Origin of the sequence: Leifsonia virtsii, assembly GCF_030433675.1 — a bacterium.
In the GTDB taxonomy this organism is placed as follows: Bacteria; Actinomycetota; Actinomycetes; order Actinomycetales; family Microbacteriaceae; genus Leifsonia; species Leifsonia virtsii.
This window is the reverse complement of the sequence record NZ_JAROCB010000002.1, coordinates 397,005-412,513: the sequence shown is the minus strand read 5'-3', so window position 1 is coordinate 412,513 and position 15,509 is coordinate 397,005. Positions and strand designations below refer to the sequence as shown.

At 72.1% G+C, this 15,509-nt stretch carries 15 protein-coding genes; 8 read left to right on the top strand and 7 right to left on the bottom strand.

The features are described from left to right. Positions 1–2: 2 nt before the first annotated feature. Positions 3–815, bottom strand: a complete 813-nt coding sequence (locus P5G59_RS07975; protein ID WP_301217701.1) for a C40 family peptidase — start codon at positions 813–815, stop codon at positions 3–5. 119 nt (positions 816–934) lie between these two features. Between P5G59_RS07975 and P5G59_RS07970 the strand changes: the two genes are divergently transcribed. Next, positions 935–1,849, top strand: a complete 915-nt coding sequence (locus P5G59_RS07970) for a cytochrome c oxidase assembly protein (protein WP_301217699.1) — start codon at positions 935–937, stop codon at positions 1,847–1,849. Between the two features lie 3 nt (positions 1,850–1,852). Here P5G59_RS07970 and P5G59_RS07965 read toward each other — a convergent pair whose 3' ends face one another. Next, entirely contained in the window at positions 1,853–2,191 is a 339-nt protein-coding gene (locus P5G59_RS07965) for a hypothetical protein (RefSeq protein ID WP_301217697.1), read from the bottom strand. 147 nt (positions 2,192–2,338) lie between these two features. Here P5G59_RS07965 and P5G59_RS07960 point away from each other — a divergent pair, with 147 nt between their 5' ends. From P5G59_RS07960 to P5G59_RS07950, 3 genes are all read left to right on the top strand, one after another. Further along, entirely contained in the window at positions 2,339–3,715 is a 1,377-nt protein-coding gene (locus tag P5G59_RS07960) for an LLM class flavin-dependent oxidoreductase (RefSeq protein ID WP_301217695.1), read from the top strand. A gap of 69 nt (positions 3,716–3,784) precedes the next feature. Beyond that, complete coding sequence (locus P5G59_RS07955; RefSeq protein WP_301217693.1) at positions 3,785–4,315, top strand: hypothetical protein; 531 nt, start codon at positions 3,785–3,787, stop codon at positions 4,313–4,315. After that, positions 4,312–4,713 (top strand): VOC family protein, encoded by a 402-nt coding sequence (locus P5G59_RS07950; RefSeq protein WP_301217691.1) that lies wholly within the window; start codon positions 4,312–4,314, stop codon positions 4,711–4,713. The genes P5G59_RS07955 and P5G59_RS07950 overlap by 4 nt, the downstream gene beginning before the upstream one ends. A 12-nt stretch (positions 4,714–4,725) precedes the next feature. Here P5G59_RS07950 and P5G59_RS07945 read toward each other — a convergent pair whose 3' ends face one another. Then, positions 4,726–6,351, bottom strand: a complete 1,626-nt coding sequence (locus P5G59_RS07945; protein ID WP_301217689.1) for an MFS transporter — start codon at positions 6,349–6,351, stop codon at positions 4,726–4,728. A gap of 58 nt (positions 6,352–6,409) precedes the next feature. On the opposite strand from P5G59_RS07945, the gene P5G59_RS07940 reads away from it, so the two are divergent. Then, complete coding sequence (locus P5G59_RS07940; RefSeq protein WP_301217687.1) at positions 6,410–7,150, top strand: alpha/beta hydrolase; 741 nt, start codon at positions 6,410–6,412, stop codon at positions 7,148–7,150. Positions 7,151–7,174: 24 nt separating this feature from the next. Here the strand turns inward: P5G59_RS07940 and P5G59_RS07935 are convergent, their stop codons facing one another. Both P5G59_RS07935 and P5G59_RS07930 read right to left on the bottom strand, forming a co-directional pair. Further along, positions 7,175–9,511 (bottom strand): arylsulfatase, encoded by a 2,337-nt coding sequence (locus P5G59_RS07935; protein ID WP_301217685.1) that lies wholly within the window; start codon positions 9,509–9,511, stop codon positions 7,175–7,177. Positions 9,512–9,676: 165 nt separating this feature from the next. Next, the gene (locus P5G59_RS07930; RefSeq protein ID WP_301217682.1) at positions 9,677–10,333 is read right to left on the bottom strand and encodes a fasciclin domain-containing protein; all 657 of its coding nucleotides are present in this window, start codon (positions 10,331–10,333) and stop codon (positions 9,677–9,679) included. A gap of 130 nt (positions 10,334–10,463) precedes the next feature. On the opposite strand from P5G59_RS07930, the gene P5G59_RS07925 reads away from it, so the two are divergent. After that, a complete protein-coding gene (locus P5G59_RS07925) occupies positions 10,464–12,041 on the top strand; it encodes a molybdopterin-dependent oxidoreductase (RefSeq protein ID WP_301217681.1) in 1,578 nt (525 codons plus the stop codon). 45 nt (positions 12,042–12,086) lie between these two features. Then, positions 12,087–12,773: a DedA family protein gene (locus P5G59_RS07920; protein ID WP_301217679.1), complete on the top strand. Its 687-nt coding sequence runs from the start codon at positions 12,087–12,089 to the stop codon at positions 12,771–12,773. Positions 12,774–12,898: 125 nt separating this feature from the next. On the opposite strand, the gene P5G59_RS07915 is transcribed toward P5G59_RS07920, so the two are convergent. After that, a complete protein-coding gene (locus tag P5G59_RS07915) occupies positions 12,899–13,480 on the bottom strand; it encodes a TetR/AcrR family transcriptional regulator (protein ID WP_301217677.1) in 582 nt (193 codons plus the stop codon). 79 nt (positions 13,481–13,559) lie between these two features. Further along, positions 13,560–13,928, bottom strand: a complete 369-nt coding sequence (locus P5G59_RS07910; protein ID WP_301217675.1) for a cupin domain-containing protein — start codon at positions 13,926–13,928, stop codon at positions 13,560–13,562. A gap of 57 nt (positions 13,929–13,985) precedes the next feature. On the opposite strand from P5G59_RS07910, the gene P5G59_RS07905 reads away from it, so the two are divergent. Beyond that, a complete protein-coding gene (locus P5G59_RS07905; protein ID WP_301217672.1) occupies positions 13,986–15,509 on the top strand; it encodes an ATP-dependent DNA ligase in 1,524 nt (507 codons plus the stop codon).

Genomic DNA, 15,509 nt, shown 5'->3' with positions numbered 1-15,509 from the left:
CCTTACTGGGTCGCCCCCAGCAGGGTCGTGAAGTGGTGCGGGACGCCGCTCCACACGGTCGTGACCTCTACCGGGCGGCCGACCTCCGGCGCCTGCACGAGCATGCCGCCGCCCAGGTACAGGGCGATGTGCTCGTCGTCGTCGAAGACCACGAGGTCACCCGGGCGCGCGTGGGCCTCGTCGATGCGGGTGCCGGCGTCGTCCTGCAGGTGGACGAGGTGGCCGAGCCGGATGCCGACCGCGGCATAGGCCTGCATCACCAGTCCTGAGCAGTCGATGCCGGAGTGGTCGGCGCCGTCGAGCACGTAGGGGTCGCCGAGGTAGGTCAGGGCGGTCGCGACGATCTTCTCGCGCGTGCCGCCCGCGGCGAGCGCGTTCACGATCGCATCGGCGGCGCGTTCGCCCGCGGCGCCGCCGTGGCCCGCGATGATGCCCGCGACGGCGGAGGCGACGGGGTCGTCGCGGTCCAGTCCGGCCGAGGCGACGACGGCTGAGACGGTCAGGTGCTGCGCGGTCACCCGGCCGGACGCCGCCGCATCGATCGTCTCGATCGGGTCGGCCGTGGCCGGAGGCGCCATCGCGAGGCAGGCGACCAGGGCGACGGCGGAGCCGGAGGCGGCGAGGGCGGCGGTCCGCCGGCGCGAGCGCTTCGCCGGGCGGATTGGCTGCGGGGCAGCCGTCGCGCGTCGACGTCCTCTTCTCGCGGCGACCGCGGTCGCCGCGGCCCGTTCGCGCGCGAGCGCCTGCCGTCGTTCTCCCTCCGACATCGTGTCCTCGTGGCTCGAGAGCGGCACCCCACCGCGCGCGGTCCGCACGGCCGTCGTCGAGCCTACGGAGCGGGCCGCCCTGGAACCGGCGAGTCCGCTGGATCCGCCTGATGGTGCTCTCAGCGTCGCCCGATCCGGGCGCGGGCGTTGGCCGATCCGGACCAGAATTGGCGGCGACCCCCTCGACCCTGGAGCCGACCACGCCGCCCCTCTCCGTCCTCCTCACCACCTGGTCCTTCGACCCGGCCGCCGCCGCCCTGCTGCTGGTCGCCGGGCTGTTCTACGTCGGCGGCGTGCTCCGGCTGCGCCGACGCGGTCACCGCTGGCCGCAACGGTTCACGGCCGCTTTCCTCCTGCTCGGGCTCGGCTCCTACGCCGTCGTCTCGTTCGGCTTCCTCGGCGCGGAGAGCACCGACCTCCGCTGGGCGTTCACCACCCGCATCGCCCTGCTGCTGTTCGTCGTCCCCGCGCTGCTGGCGCTCGGACGGCCGGTCGCCCTCGCGCGGGTGGCGCTCGGGCCCCGCGGGCGAGCGAGGACGGACCGCGCGATGCGCTCCTGGCCGGCGCGAGCGCTCGGCAACGCCATGGCGGCGCCGCTGATCGCGTGCGCCGTCTTTCTCGTCTTCCTGACGCCGGTCGCCGCCGTGCTGCGCGACTCGCCGTGGTCGGAGTGGACGATCTCCGTGCTGACGCCGCTCGCGGGCCTGGTGCTCGTGCTGCCGATCGCCGCGCACTCGGTGATCCGCACGGGGTTCTTCGTGACGGTCGAATTCCTGCTCGCGTTCGTCGAGCTGGTGCTCGACGCGATCCCGGGCCTCCTGCTCCGCCTCAACGACGGCATCCTCGACCACGCACCCGCGATCGTCGGCCGCCTGCCGCTGTGGTTTCCGACGCCGCTGCACGACCAGCACCTCTCGGGAGACCTGCTGTGGTTCATCGCCGAGGTGGCCGACGTCCCTGTGCTGGTCCTGCTCTTCGTCCGCTGGATGCGCCTGGACCGCCGCGAGGGCAAGCGCCTCGACGAGCTCAGTGACGAGGAGATGGAGGCGCTCACCCGCGACCACCTCAGCCGTCGCGGCTGAGGGCTACGACTCCCGGCCGACCGCGGGCTCGCCCACGAACTGGTGGGCCTCGCTCGCGAGCTCCGGCCAGTCCTCGGGGTCGCCGATCCGGACCCACGCTCCGCGCGGCTCCGCGCGACCGGCGCGCACCGGCTCCGCGACCTCGCGGCCGACCAGATCGTCGGCGCGCTGCACCGGCAGGTCGACGACCAGTCCCTCGGTGTCGGGGTACGCGAACAGCCGGTCGTGCACGTGCAGGCCGGTGGTGGTCAGCGACACGTCGTCGTCCGGGTCGCGGAGCAGCTCCTCGGCGACGGACTCGAAGGTGGGGAGGGCGGGCGCGAAGTCGGACTCGTCGGTCATGGCATCCTCTCGGGAAGGTCGTGGCGAAGTGCTCGCGTGCCCATGCTGGCCCGGATATGGCGCGAACGCCAGCGGCCACGGCGCGTCGTCGTTACGGAACGTGACGCTCGGGATGCGCGGGCGGCCGGGGTCGCCCATCCTGGAGCCATGACCCGGCAGATCCGCTTCAACGCGTTCGACATGAACTGCGTCGCCCACCAGTCCTCCGGCATGTGGCGCCACCCCGAGGACCAGGCGTGGCGCTACAAGGACCTCACCTACTGGACCGAGCTGGCCAAGCTGCTGGAGCGCGGCACGTTCGACGGCATCTTCATCGCGGACGTGCTCGGCACCTACGACGTGTACGGCGGGAGCAACGAGGCCGCCATCCGGCACGGCGCGCAGGTTCCGGTGAACGACCCCGTCCTCCTGGTCTCGGCGATGGCGCTGGTGACGGAGAACCTGGGCTTCGGCATCACCGCCGGCACCGCCTACGAGCACCCGTACCCGTTCGCGCGCCGCATGTCGACGCTCGACCACCTGACGAACGGCCGCGTCGGCTGGAACGTCGTCACCGGGTACCTGCCCTCGGCGGCCCGCAACATGGGCCACGACGACCAGCTGCAGCACGACGACCGCTACGACCACGCCGACGAGTACCTGGAGGTGCTCTACAAGCTGTGGGAGGGCTCCTGGGAGGACGACGCCGTCGTCCGCGACCGCGAGTCCGGCGTGTTCACGGACCCGGCGAAGGTGCACGAGATCGGGCACAAGGGCAAGCACTTCACCGTGCCCGGCATCCACCTCTCGGAGCCCAGCCCGCAGCGCACCCCGGTGATCTACCAGGCGGGCGCGTCGAAGCGCGGCATCTCGTTCGCGGCCGAGAACGCGGAGGCGATCTTCGTGGCGGCCTCGACCAAGGAGGGCCTCAAGGCGACCGTCTCGAAGCTGCGGGATGCGCTCGAGGCGGCCGGCCGCGACCGCTACTCCGCGCGCATCTACACGCTGCTGACGATCATCACCGACGAGACGAGCGAGAAGGCGCAGGCGAAGTTCGACGACTTCCTGCAGTACGCGAGCGACGAGGGCGCCCTGGTGTTCATGTCGGGCTGGATGGGCGTCGACCTGTCGAAGTACGACCTGGACGAGCCGATCGGCAACGTCGACAGCAACGCCATCCAGTCGGCCGTGGCCAACTTCCAGCGCCCGAACGCCGAGGGCGGCGAGTGGACCGTGCGCGACATCGGCCGCAACGGCGCGATCGGCGGCCTCGGGCCGTACATCGTCGGCTCGCCGTCCGAGGTCGCCGACACCCTGCAGGAGTGGGTGGAGGACACGGACGTCGACGGCTTCAACCTCGCCTACGCCATCACCCCCGGCACGTTCGAGGACGTCGTGGAGTTCATCATCCCGGAGCTGCGCAAGCGCGGCGCCTACCCGGAGGAGTACGCGCCGGGCACGCTGCGCAACAAGCTGCACGGCGCCGGCGACCGGCTGCCCGAGACGCACCGCGGGGCGCGCTACAAGGTGACGACGACGGCCTGATCGGGACACTTCATCCATCGCTTTTCTAGCCAGGCTAGAGATATGCTTCTCGCAGAGCGAGGAGGGCCCATGGCGGACATGTCGGCGATCCAGGAGAAGCTGCGCGCGCTGCTCGACGAGGAGCGCGGCCTGCGCGAACTGCTCGACCGGAAGCCCACCTGGTACTCGCTGCTGCTGCGCCAGCTGGAGCTCGCCGTCGGCGACCAGCCGATCATCTACCTGGGCGCGGCGACCGCCTCGGCGCCGTCCAGCGTGACGCTGCGCGTCGGCATCTTCACCGACCACACCGTCGTCGCCGCCGAGGTGGTGGACGACAACACGCCGGGCGCCCAGGTGGTGACCCGGGTGGAGAGCCGCTCCGGCCTGCTCCGGTTCGAGCTGTCGGGCGGCACCGAGTCGGACAACGCTTCGCCGTCGTCGTGGGCGGGCGGCTTCCGCATCCGCGCGTTCTACCAGTCCGGGCTGGTCGTCACCGTGCCCGCGAACATCGTCGACACCGAGGCGAAGCGCGTCTCGGTGCAGGCGGTCCTCGACGGCATCCGGGGCGACCTGGAGGCCGGACGCGAGTACCGGGCGTTGCCGGTCGAGGAGCCGTCGTGATCACCTCGGCGACGTACCTCAGCTACCGCGACGCCCCCGCCGCGATCGCGTGGCTGGAGGAGCTCGGCTTCGACGTGCTGCAGAGGCAGAACGGCCCGGACGGGACCGTGGCCCACAGCGAGCTGCGGCTCGCCGACACGGTCGTCTTGCTGGCATCGGACGACGCACCGTACTTCCCGCCCCCGCTCGTCGGCGCCTCCACGGGTGTCGGCGTGTACCTCGTCACGCCGGATGTCGACGGGATGTTCGCGCGCGCGATCGGGTCCGGCGCGACCAGCGTGTTCCCGCCGGAGGACACCGAGTGGGGCAGCCGGCGCGCCCGCGTGCTCGACCCCGGCGGCCGGGAGTGGACGTTCGGCTCGTACCGCCCGGGCGAGCGCTGGGTCCCGTCCGACTGACGCCCGCACGCCTCAGCTGTCGGCGACCGGGGTGGTGACCGGCGGCGCCTCGACCTCGGCGTCGTCCCGCTCGGGCCGCCCGCTGCCCAGGGACAGCGTGGCCAGCAGCCCGACCACGAGGAATCCGGCCGCGGAGAACGCCGCCCACCGCGTCCCGTCGGAGAACGCCACCTTCGCGTCCTCCGCGATCGGGGCGGTGCGGGGGTCCTTCTCCAGCCCGGCGATCGCGGCACCGGAGCTGTCGACGACGGCCGACACGACCTGGTCGCGCTGCTGCTGCGGCATCCCGCGGCCCTCCAGCGAGGAGTCGAGCACAGCTGTCGCGGACGCGAAGAGAACGGTGCCGAGCACTGCGATGCCGAGCGCGGAGCCGATCTGGCGCGCCGTGCTCTGCGTGCCGGAGCCCTGACCACTCTGCTCGACCGGCACGTCCTTCAGCACGACGCCGGTCAGCTGCGCGGTCGCGAGTCCCACGCCGAAGCCGTAGACGAAGAGGAAGGGGATCAGCGCGCCCCACGGCGTGGTCGGCGAGATCACGAAGCCGAGGCCCGCGACGCCGACGATCTCGGCCGCGAGGCCCACGCGCACGATCGCGACCGGAGGCACGCGGTTGCCGAAGGCGCCCGCGAACCCGCTGGCGACGAACGACCCGATCGCGAGGGCGAGCAGGATGAGCCCGGTGTCGAGGGCGCTGTACCCGAGCACGTTCTGCAGCCAGATCGGCAGGGCGAGCACGATGCCGAACTCGCCGAGCGACACGATCGTCGCCGCGATGTTGCCGTTGCGGAACGACGGGATGCGGAAGAGGTCGAGTGCGAGCATCGTGCTCTTCCCCGCGCGCATCCTGGCGCGGCCGCGGAGCACGAAGAGGACGCCACCGGCGATCGCGACGGCGAAGGCGATCGGGACGGGCGAGAGCGCGAACGGCCAGGTCCAGTCGCCGATCGCAGGACGGGTGTCGACCAGCCACCACCCGTAGGTGCGGCCTTCAATGAGCCCGAAGACGAGGGAGGCGCTCGTGACGATCGAGAGGAGCGCGCCGACGGCGTCCACCCCGCCTGCGTGGCGGGAGTCGCGGGATTCCGAGACCGTGGCCAGCACGCCGACGACGATGAGGATCCCGAGCGGGATGTTGATGCCGAACGCCCAGCGCCACGAGAAGGCGGTCGTCAGCCAGCCGCCGAGGAGCGGCCCGAGCGCCGTCATGCCGCCGATCGTCGACCCCCAGACCGCGAAGGCGATCGCCCGCTCGCGGCCGCGGAACCCCGCGTTGATCAGGGACAGGGTCGTCGGGAGCACCATCGCGCCGCCGACGCCCTGCACGAGCCTCGCCCCGATCAGGAAGGCTCCGGTCGGCGCGAGCGCGGCCGCGACGGAGGAGAGCGTGAAGATCGCGACGCCGATCAGCAGCATGCGCCGGCGGCCGAACCGGTCGGCGAGCGTGCCGAACACCAGGAGCAGCGAGGCGAACACGAGCGTGTACGACTCCTGCACCCACTGCACGCCGGTCGAGCCGATGTGCAGCTCGTCGACGATGGAGGGGATGGCGACGTTGACGATCGTGGAGTCGACGATGATGAGCGCGACGGCGATGCTGATGAAGACGAGACCGGCCCACCGGGTGCGTTGCGACGACATACGAACTCCCTCGCTTGGTGATTAGTCAGCTGGCTTACTGTCAGGGTACGCTAGATGCGTGAACGGGTCCAGAACAGCGCTGCGCCGGCTGCGCACGGCCGCCGTCGCCGTGGTCGGGGTGCTCGCGCTGGTGGTCGTCGGCTTCCTGGCCTGGGCCTCCACGCCGATGATGGGCGAGCGCGGGCCGGCGCTCGAGGTCTGGCGAGACCCGGCGGTGAGCATCCACGACACCGGCGACTCCGTCGTGCTCGCGCCGACCGGCCGGGCCTCCGGCACCGGGCTGGTGTTCGTGCCGGGCGCGCTCGTCGATCCGTACGCCTACCTCTACAAGCTCGCCCCGACCGTGGAGCAGACCGGCCTGACGGTCGTCGTCACGAAGCCCACGCTCAACCTCGCCTTCTTCGACCAGCGGCCGTTGAGCACCTTCACCGCGCACGCGCCCGGGGTCACCACCTGGTACGTCGGCGGCCACTCCCTCGGCGGGGTCCGCGCGTGCCAGCTCGCCGACGACCCGCAGGTCGCCGGACTCGTGCTGTTCGGCTCGTACTGCGCGAACGACCTTAGCGGCAGCGACCTGCGGGTGCTGTCGATCGGCGGGACCAGGGACGGCCTGAGCACTCCGGGCAAGATCGCCGCCGCGCGCCACCTGCTCCCCGCCGACGCCGAGCTGGTCGAGATCGGCGGCATGAACCACGCGCAGTTCGGCGACTACGGCCCCCAGCCGGGCGATCTCCCGGCGACCATCGACGACCGGACGGCACGCACCCGGCTCACCGGGGCGCTCAGCGCGTTCCTCTGAGCACCGGAGCGTCGGACGGAGGGATCAGGTGTACGCGATGTGCACCCGCCCGATCGTCCCGTCGAAGGCGAACGGCATCCGCGACGCGTACGCCCGCGACACCGCGCCACCGTAGGCGCGGCCGATGTCGAGGCAGTCGTTCGCGGTGAACAGCAGCGGCGCGCTAAGCGGCACGTCGCCGGAGCCGACCTCTGCGCCGTCGATGCGCAGCACGACGTGGAGCGGGCTGCCGGGCCGCGGCTCGGCCACCGTCGTCACCACCTCGACCGTCGAGGCGCCGGCCGGAAGCGGCGAATCGGCCCGGACGATCGTCCGCTGCACGAGGAACAGGTTGTACTCGTAGTGCAGCGTCCCGTCGATGGCGTAGACGGTGAGGCCGCCGCCCGCGCCGCCGAGCTTGTAGAGCACGCCGTTCGCCCGCTCCCCCGCCTCGACCTCGAGCGTCACGGTGTTGGGGCGGTTGCCGAGCGCGGGGGCGCAGAACTCGGGCACCCGCACGGTGTCGCCGGTCATCTCCCACTCGGTGTACGGCGGCGCGAACCGGTCCTCGGGATGCAGCGCCGGCACCCAGAGGCCGCCTCCGATCGGCAGCGCGTCGTTCCTCGCCGCCTCGATCGCCCACGTCTCCTTCAGCTCGGCGAGCTTCTCCGGGTGCACGGCGGCCAGGTCGTGCGCCTGACTCCAGTCGGAGTCGAGGTCGTACAGCTCCCAGCGGTCCTCGTCCGGCGTCCAGGTGCGGATGCCGGGAGGGGCGCCCGGCACCCACGGGAGGCGCGGACCGAGGGCGGACGCCATCCACCCGTCCGCGTAGATCGCGCGGCTGCCCATGATCTCGAAGTACTGCACGCGTCGCCGGCCCTCGGCCGCCCTGTCGTCGATCGAGTAGGCGAGGCTGATCCCGTCCATCGGGTCCTGCGGGATGCCGTTCACCGTGTCCGGCGGCGTGATCCCGATGATCTCGTACAGCGTCGGCGCGATGTCGTTGACGTGATGGAACTGCGTGCGCGGCACAGGATCCGGCTCGATGCGGCCCGCCCACTGGATGAACATCGGGTTGCGGGTGCCGCCGAGGTGGGAGGCGAGCAGCTTCATCCCCTGGTAGGGCGCGGACCCCGCCCAGGCCCAGGCGGCGTGGTACTGGTTGTCCGTCGCCGGGGTGCCGAGCGCGTCCAGGCCGCCGAGCTCGTCGAGCGCCGCGAGGTGCTGGTCGACGGTCGTCGGGATGAGGTTCTGCGCGAGGAACTCGCTGATCGTGCCGTTCTGGCCCTCGCCGGAGGAGCCGTTGTCACCCCAGATGTAGACGACGACGGTGTTCTCCAGGTAGCCGAGTGCATCGAGCTCGTCGATCAGGCGTCCCGCCTGCACGTCGGCGTGCTCGCCGAAGCCGGCCGCCACCTCCATCAGCCGGCGCTGGAAGGGCTTCTGGTGCTCCGGGATGTCGTCCCAGCCGTCCAGGCCCTCCGGCCGAGGGGTGAGCTCGGCGTCCTCGGGGATCCAGCCCGCCGCCTTCGCGCCCTCGTGCGCGCGCTCGCGGTACGCGTCCCAACCGTCGTCGAACGCCCCGCTGTACTTGTCCGCCCACTCCTTCATGATGTGCTGCGGTCCGTGGATGGCGCCGGTCGCCCAGTACAGCAAGAACGGCTTCTCCGGCGCGAGGGTCTTGTGGTTCCGCAGCCAGCCGATGGCGTCGTCCGCGATGTCCTCGCTGAGGTGGTAGCCCTCCTCCGGCGTCTTCGGCGGCCGCACGATCGTGGTGTTCCGCACCAGGTTCGGCTCGTACTGCGACGCCTCTCCGGCGAGGAACCCGTAGAAGTAGTCGAACCCGTAGCCGGTCGGCCAGCGGTCGAACGGCCCGGCCGACGTCGTCTCCTCGGCAGGGGTGTTGTGCCACTTGCCCCACGCGGCCGTCGAGTAGCCGTAGTTCCGCAGCACCTCGGCGATCGTCGCGCTGCTCTTCGGGATGCGGCCGGAGTAGCCGTCCCAGTCGTTGGCGAGCTCGGCGACCTGGCCGTTGCCGACGCGGTGGTGGTTGCGCCCGGTCAGGAGCGACGAGCGCGTCGGAGAGCACATGGCCGTGGTGTGGAACCGGTTGTACCCGATCCCGTTGCTCCGGATGCGGTCGAGGGTGGGCGTGCGCACCGCGCCGCCGAGCGTCGTCGGGAGGGCGGGCCCTGCGTCGTCGATCAGGATGATGAGGACGTTGGGGGCGTCCTCGCGCAGGTGCGGCTCCGGCGGGCGCGGCGAGTACGTCGACTCCTGCATCGTGCGACCGGCGAAGCTGCCGGACGCGGGCGGGGGGAAGGGCAGCGTCCGCGCGGGCGGAAGGGGCTCGCCGATCACCGATTCCGGATTCGGGTTCATCCAAGGCTCCTGTTCGTGGGCTCGACGAGCGCACGGTAACCCGCGCCTTCGCGGGCTGGCTAGACGGCAATCCGGAGCGCGCAACGACGGCGGTCGTCCGGAACGAGTGCGTGCGGTCTGGCCGCAGCAGACGTTCCGGACGACCGCCGTCGTCGGAGCGAGACCTTACTTCGCCGGGGGCATCAGCACCGAGTCGATGAGGTACACCGTGGCGTTGGCGGTCTTCACGCCGCCGCAGATCACGTTGGCGTCGTTCACCTTGAGCGAGTCGCCCGAACCCGAGACGGTCACCTCGCCGCCCTCGACGGTCTTGTGCGTGCCCACGATCTTGTCGGGAGAGAGCTGGCCGGGCACCACGTGGTAGGTGAGGATGGAGGTCAGCGTCGCGGCGCCGGCGTCTGTCTTCAGGGTGTCGATGGTGGCCGGGTCGATCTTCTTGAACGCGTCGTCCACCGGGGCGAACACGGTGAAGTCACCGCCGTTGAGCGTGTCGACCAGGTTGACCTTCGGGTTCAGCTTGCCGGAGACGGCGGCGACCAGCGTGGTCAGCAGCGGGTTGTTGCTCGCGGCCGTCGCCACCGGGTCCTGGGCCATGCCCTCGACGGAGCCGGCCCCGGAGGGCACCTGCTTGGCGTAGGCGGCGCAGCCCGGGCCGACCAGGTCGGCGGCCGGGTCCATCGACGAGGACGCGGACGGCGTCGACGACGACATCGACGAGCTGGTGTCGCTGGACGAGGAGCCGGCTCCGGACGAGCAGGCGGTGAGGGCGAGGGCGGCCGCGGCGAGGATGCCGGCGGCGGCGAGGCGAACAGAGGATCGCATGGTACTTCTCCTTCGAGGGATGTGATGCCGATCAGGAGACCGCCGCTCCCGGCGGTCATGAGGGGTTCGGGACGGTCGCGGGATCGGATTGGACCCAATCCGCGAGCACCCTCCGCGCCGAACCCCCGGTGTGACCCCCCAGAACGAGAACGCCGCGGAGAACGCGACGAAGAAGAGCACCGCGGCGACGATCGCCCTCGCCGCCCTCGCCGGCGCCGTGTCCGGGATCGTGTTCCTCGGCGCGGCGGAACTGGCCGCGCTGCTGGTCGCCCGGGATGCGAGCCCGGTCGTCGCCGTCGGGTCGTTCGTCGTGGACGTGGTGCCGCGATGGGCGAAGGAGCTCGCCATCCAGCTGTTCGGCTCGAACGACAAGCTGTTCCTCATCGCGACGGTCGGGGTGGCGGCGCTCGTCGCGGCCGCCGTCGCCGGGGTGCTCGAGCTGCGCTGGCGACGGGTCGGCGTCGCGCTGTTCGGCGCGGCGGGGATCGCGGCGGTCGCGGCCGCCGTGACGCGCGCCGGCGCGAGCCCCCTGGCGTTCGTGCCGCCCGCCGTGGGAGCTGTGGCCGGAGCGGTGGTGCTGACATTCGCCGTCTCATGGCTCCGGCGCTGGCGGGTCGCCGACGACGAGGAGACGCGCGGAGTCGACCGCCGGCGCTTCCTGGCGCTGACCGCCGCGGCCGCCGTCGGCGGCGTGGTGGCCGGGGTCGGCGCGCGCCTGGGGTCGGCGGCGACCTCGTCCATCGCCGCGATCCGCTCGGCGCTGCGCCTTCCCGCGCCCGCCTCGCGCGTGACCGTGCCCGCCGGGGCCGAGCTCGACGTGCCGGGCATCTCCCCGCTGTTCACCCCCAACCGCGACTTCTACCGCGTGGACACCGCCCTCACCGTGCCGTCGGTCGACCCGTCCACCTGGCGGCTGACCATCGACGGGATGGTCGAGAAGAAGGTCGAGCTCGGCTTCCAGGACCTGCTGCGGATGGGGCTGGACGAGTACGCCGTGACGCTCACCTGCGTCTCGAACGAGGTCGGCGGCAACCTCGTCGGCACGGCCCGCTGGCTGGGCGTGCCGGTGCGCGATGTGCTCGCGCTGGCGCGTCCGCGCTCGGGCGCCGACATGGTGCTCTCGCGCAGCGTCGACGGCTTCACCGCGAGCACGCCGCTCGAGGCGCTCACCGCCGCCGACCGGGACGCCATCCTCGCGGTCGGGATGAACGGCGAGCCGCTCCCCCTCGAGCACGGCTTCCCGGTGCGGATGGTCGTCCCCGGACTCTACGGCTACGTCTCGGCGACCAAGTGGCTGACCGAGCTGAAGGTGACCACCTTCGCCGCCGACCAGGCCTACTGGACGCCGCGCGGCTACAGCGCGAAGGCGCCGATCAAGCTGTCCAGCCGGATCGACACCCCGCGCGTCGACAAAGCGCTCACCGCCGGCCGGACGAAGATCGCGGGGGTCGCCTGGGCGCAGACGGTCGGCATCCGCCGGGTCGAGGTGCAGGTGGACGGCGGGGACTGGCAGGAGGCGACGCTGTCGGCCCCGGTCAACCGCGACACCTGGGTGCAGTGGTCGCTGGACTGGGACGCGACCCCCGGCACCCACACGCTCGCCGTGCGGGCGACCGACCTCGCCGGGCGGCTGCAGGAGCAGAAGCGCACGCCGATCGCGCCGAACGGGTCCACGGGGTGGCAGCAGACCCTCGTCCGGGTGAGCTGACCCGCACCCACGGCCCTCCCATCCACGCCCGGTAGCGTCGCGGGCATGACAGGACAGACGCTCGCCCTGCCCCATCCCATCACCGCTCTTTCCACCGCCGCCCCGGAGGAGCTGGGCGGCGTCGCCGGCCTCGCGTCCCGGGTGATGGTCGCGCTCGGCGAGGTCGGCGTCGGAGTGTGCGCGCTCGCGGAGGTGGTGTTCCCGCCGATCCCGAGCGAGGTGATCCTGCCGTTCGCCGGGTTCCTGACCTACCAGGGCTCACTGAACCTCGTGCTGGTGCTGGTGGCCGCGACCCTCGGCAGCTTCGCCGGCGCGGCGCTGCTCTACCTGCTCGGCCGCCGGCTGGGCGAGGAGCGGGCCGTGCGGCTGCTCTCCCGGCTGCCGCTCGTCGACGAGGCCGACTTCCGCCGCTCCGCCGACTGGCTGAGGCGGCACGGCCGCGGCGCGGTCTTCTTCGGGAGGCTGGTGCCGCTCGTACGCAGCCTCATCTCGCTGCCCGCGGGGGCGACGCGGATGCCGTTCTGGCGCTTCGCCGTCTTCACGCTCGCCGGGACGCTGCTCTGGAACACGCTGCTGGTGGGCGCGGGCTTCGCGCTCGGCACGCAGTACCACCTCGTGGAGCGCTACACGGAGTACATCGACGTGGTGATCTATGCCGCGGCGGGTCTGATGCTCGGGTGGCTGATCGTCCGCCGTGTGCTGCGCCGCCGGCGCGACGCCCAGAGCGGATGAGGGGCGCCGGGGAACGTCCCGACTCGAACGAGACGGGACGAACTCCCCCCGGATGCGGCGCGGGCGCCACGGTTTCCCCGGCTTAAAACATACGGACTCACCGGTTTATTGGCAAATACGTGTATTCAACCGAGCTGGAGGGCCGGCCGGAGCGCCCGCCAGATGCGCGCGATGTCCGAGGAGAGCCCCTCCAACCTCCCGAGCTCGTCGGCGATCATGTACGCGCCGAACACCCCGTGCACCGCGACCGTGGCGAGCGCGCCGGGGTCGACGCCCGTCAGACGCCGGTCCTCGACCTCCTGCGTCAGCAGACCACCGATCACCTGCACCCACCGGTCGTAGGGGTTGTCCGTCGCCGAGGGCGGGAAGGCGGTCTGTGTGAGTTTCATCGCGGCCCGGACGCGCACATCCTGAGCGAGGACCACGCCGACGCGCTGGGTCAGCTCCTCCGCGGCGGCCGCGCCGCGCAGCCCCGAGTCGGTCACGTGCTGGATGATGACCGGCCAGTTCGCGTACTTCTCGGCCACCAGCGCCCGCGCGATGTCGAGCTTCGACCGGAAGTGGAAGTACACCGCGCCCTTGGTCGCGCCGGTGCGCTCGACGATCCGCTCCAGCCGGGCGCCCTCGTACCCGTGCTCGTCGAACTCGGCCGCGGCGGCGTCCAGGATGGCGGCACGCGTCCGCTCGGCCCGTTCCTGTCTGACCATGCCTGGCGCCGCCCGTCTTAAGAAGTGGACCCCCGAGACGACGATAGCGCGCGCGACCCGTGGCGTGACGCGCGTTCGGTCAGGCCTGCGGCAGCTCCCGCACCTCGGTGGTGCGCTCCCCCGGGTTGTCGCCGGTGTTGACGGTCCCGACACGCTCGACCATGACGACGAGCGCCTCCGGCTCGGCGCGCGGACGGTGCTCGACGCCGGCGGGAACGACGAAGACGTCGTTCGGGCCCAGCTCCACGTCGCGATCGCGCAGCTGCAGCGTGAGGCGCCCCTCGATCACGAGGAACAGCTCGTCGCTGTCCGGGTGGGCGTGCCAGACGAACTCGCCCTGAAGGCGCGCGACCTTCACGTCGTGGTCGTTCACGGTCGCGAGGCGGTGGGGTTGCCACGGCTCCGGGATGCGGTCGAAGGCCGAGACGATGTTGGGCAGCGAGGTCATGGGGCCAGCCTAGAACGCGCCCCCGACGCTGTCCGAGGTCGGTGGTTGGATGGGGTCGTGCTCCTGGACACGCTCGTCGCGACGACCGAGACCGTCGCCTCCACGCGCTCCCGCCTGGCCAAGGTGGACGCGCTGGCCGCCCTGCTCTCGGCCCTCGAGCCCGAGGAGATCGCGCCGGCGGTCGGCTTTCTCGTCGGCAAGGCCCGCCAGGGCCGCGTGGGCGTCGGCTGGCGCGGGCTCTCCGGCGCGATGGGGGACCCCGCGGCCGAGCCGACGCTGACGGTCGACGACCTCGACCGCCTGCTCGACGCGCTCGGCGCGCTCGGAGGCTCAGGGTCGGCGGCAGAGCGCACGCGCACGCTTCGAGACTTCACCGAACGGGCCACCGCCCGCGAGCAGGATTTCATCGCCCGCGTCCTCCTCGGCGAGATGCGCACGGGCGCGCTGGAGGGTGTGCTGACGGACGCCGTCGCCCGCGCCTCCGACCGCACCGGCGAGGCGGTCCGCCGCGCGGCGATGCTGTCGGGCGACCTGGGCGAGACGGCGCGGCTCGCCCTCACCGGCACGGCCGACGAGCTGGACGCGGTGGGCCTCGAGGTCGGCCGCCCGGTGCTGCCCATGCTGGCGGCGTCGGCTCCGACCGCCAGCGACGCCCTCGCGACGACCGGCGAGGCGTCGGTCGAGTACAAGCTCGACGGGGCGCGCATCCAGGTGCACCGGCACGGCGACGAGGTCCGTGTGTTCACGCGCAACCTGGCCGACATCACCCACCGGCTGCCGGAAGTCGTCGAGGTGGTGCGCCGGCTTCCCGTGCGCGACGTCATCCTCGACGGCGAGACGCTGTCGCTCGACGAGGACGGCGCCCCGCGGCCGTTCCAGGAGACGATGAGTCGCTTCGGCGCGGAGGCGGCGCGCGAGACGGTGCTGCACCCGTGGTTCTTCGATGTATTGCACGTCGACGGGCGCGATCTGCTCGACGAGCCGCTGTCGACCCGGCTGGCGGAGCTGGAGCGCATCGCGGGCGAGCACCGCATCCCGGGCGAGGTCACGTCCGACCCCGAGGTCGCGGAACGGGTCTCGCGCGACGCGCTCGCCGCCGGCCAGGAGGGCGTCGTCGTCAAGGCGATCGACTCGCCCTACGCGGCCGGCCGCCGCGGCTCCAGCTGGGTGAAGGTGAAGCCGGTGCACACCTACGACCTCGTCGTGCGCGCCGTCGAATGGGGGTCGGGACGCCGCCAGGGCATGCTGTCGAACATCCACCTCGGCGCACGCGACCCGGAGGGCGAGTTCGGTGAGCCCGGCGGGTTCGTCATGGTCGGCAAGACCTTCAAGGGGCTCACCGACAAGCTGCTCGCCTGGCAGACCGAGCACTTCCAGGAGATCGAGGTGCGTCGCACCCCCGGCACTGTCTGGGTCGCCCCGACGACCGTCGTCGAGATCGCGATCGACGGCGTGCAGCGCTCCAGCCGCTACCCCGGCGGCATCGCGCTGCGGTTCGCCCGGGTCAAGCGCTACCGCGACGACAAGGACGCGGGCGAGGCCGACACCATCCAGATCCTCCGGTCGCTGATCCGCGGCTGA

Bases quoted from the DNA above. Each gene is read 5' to 3' on its own strand.
- P5G59_RS07965 (WP_301217697.1), bottom strand. From the start codon at position 2,191: ATGACCGACGAGTCCGACTTCGCGCCCGCCCTCCCCACCTTCGAGTCC.
- P5G59_RS07930 (WP_301217682.1), bottom strand. From the start codon at position 10,333: ATGCGATCCTCTGTTCGCCTCGCCGCCGCCGGCATCCTCGCCGCGGCC.
- P5G59_RS07915 (WP_301217677.1), bottom strand. From the start codon at position 13,480: ATGGTCAGACAGGAACGGGCCGAGCGGACGCGTGCCGCCATCCTGGAC.
- P5G59_RS07945 (WP_301217689.1), bottom strand. From the start codon at position 6,351: ATGTCGTCGCAACGCACCCGGTGGGCCGGTCTCGTCTTCATCAGCATC.
- P5G59_RS07920 (WP_301217679.1), top strand. From the start codon at position 12,087: ATGACAGGACAGACGCTCGCCCTGCCCCATCCCATCACCGCTCTTTCC.
- P5G59_RS07955 (WP_301217693.1), top strand. From the start codon at position 3,785: ATGGCGGACATGTCGGCGATCCAGGAGAAGCTGCGCGCGCTGCTCGAC.
- P5G59_RS07935 (WP_301217685.1), bottom strand. From the start codon at position 9,511: ATGAACCCGAATCCGGAATCGGTGATCGGCGAGCCCCTTCCGCCCGCG.
- P5G59_RS07960 (WP_301217695.1), top strand. From the start codon at position 2,339: ATGACCCGGCAGATCCGCTTCAACGCGTTCGACATGAACTGCGTCGCC.
- P5G59_RS07910 (WP_301217675.1), bottom strand. From the start codon at position 13,928: ATGACCTCGCTGCCCAACATCGTCTCGGCCTTCGACCGCATCCCGGAG.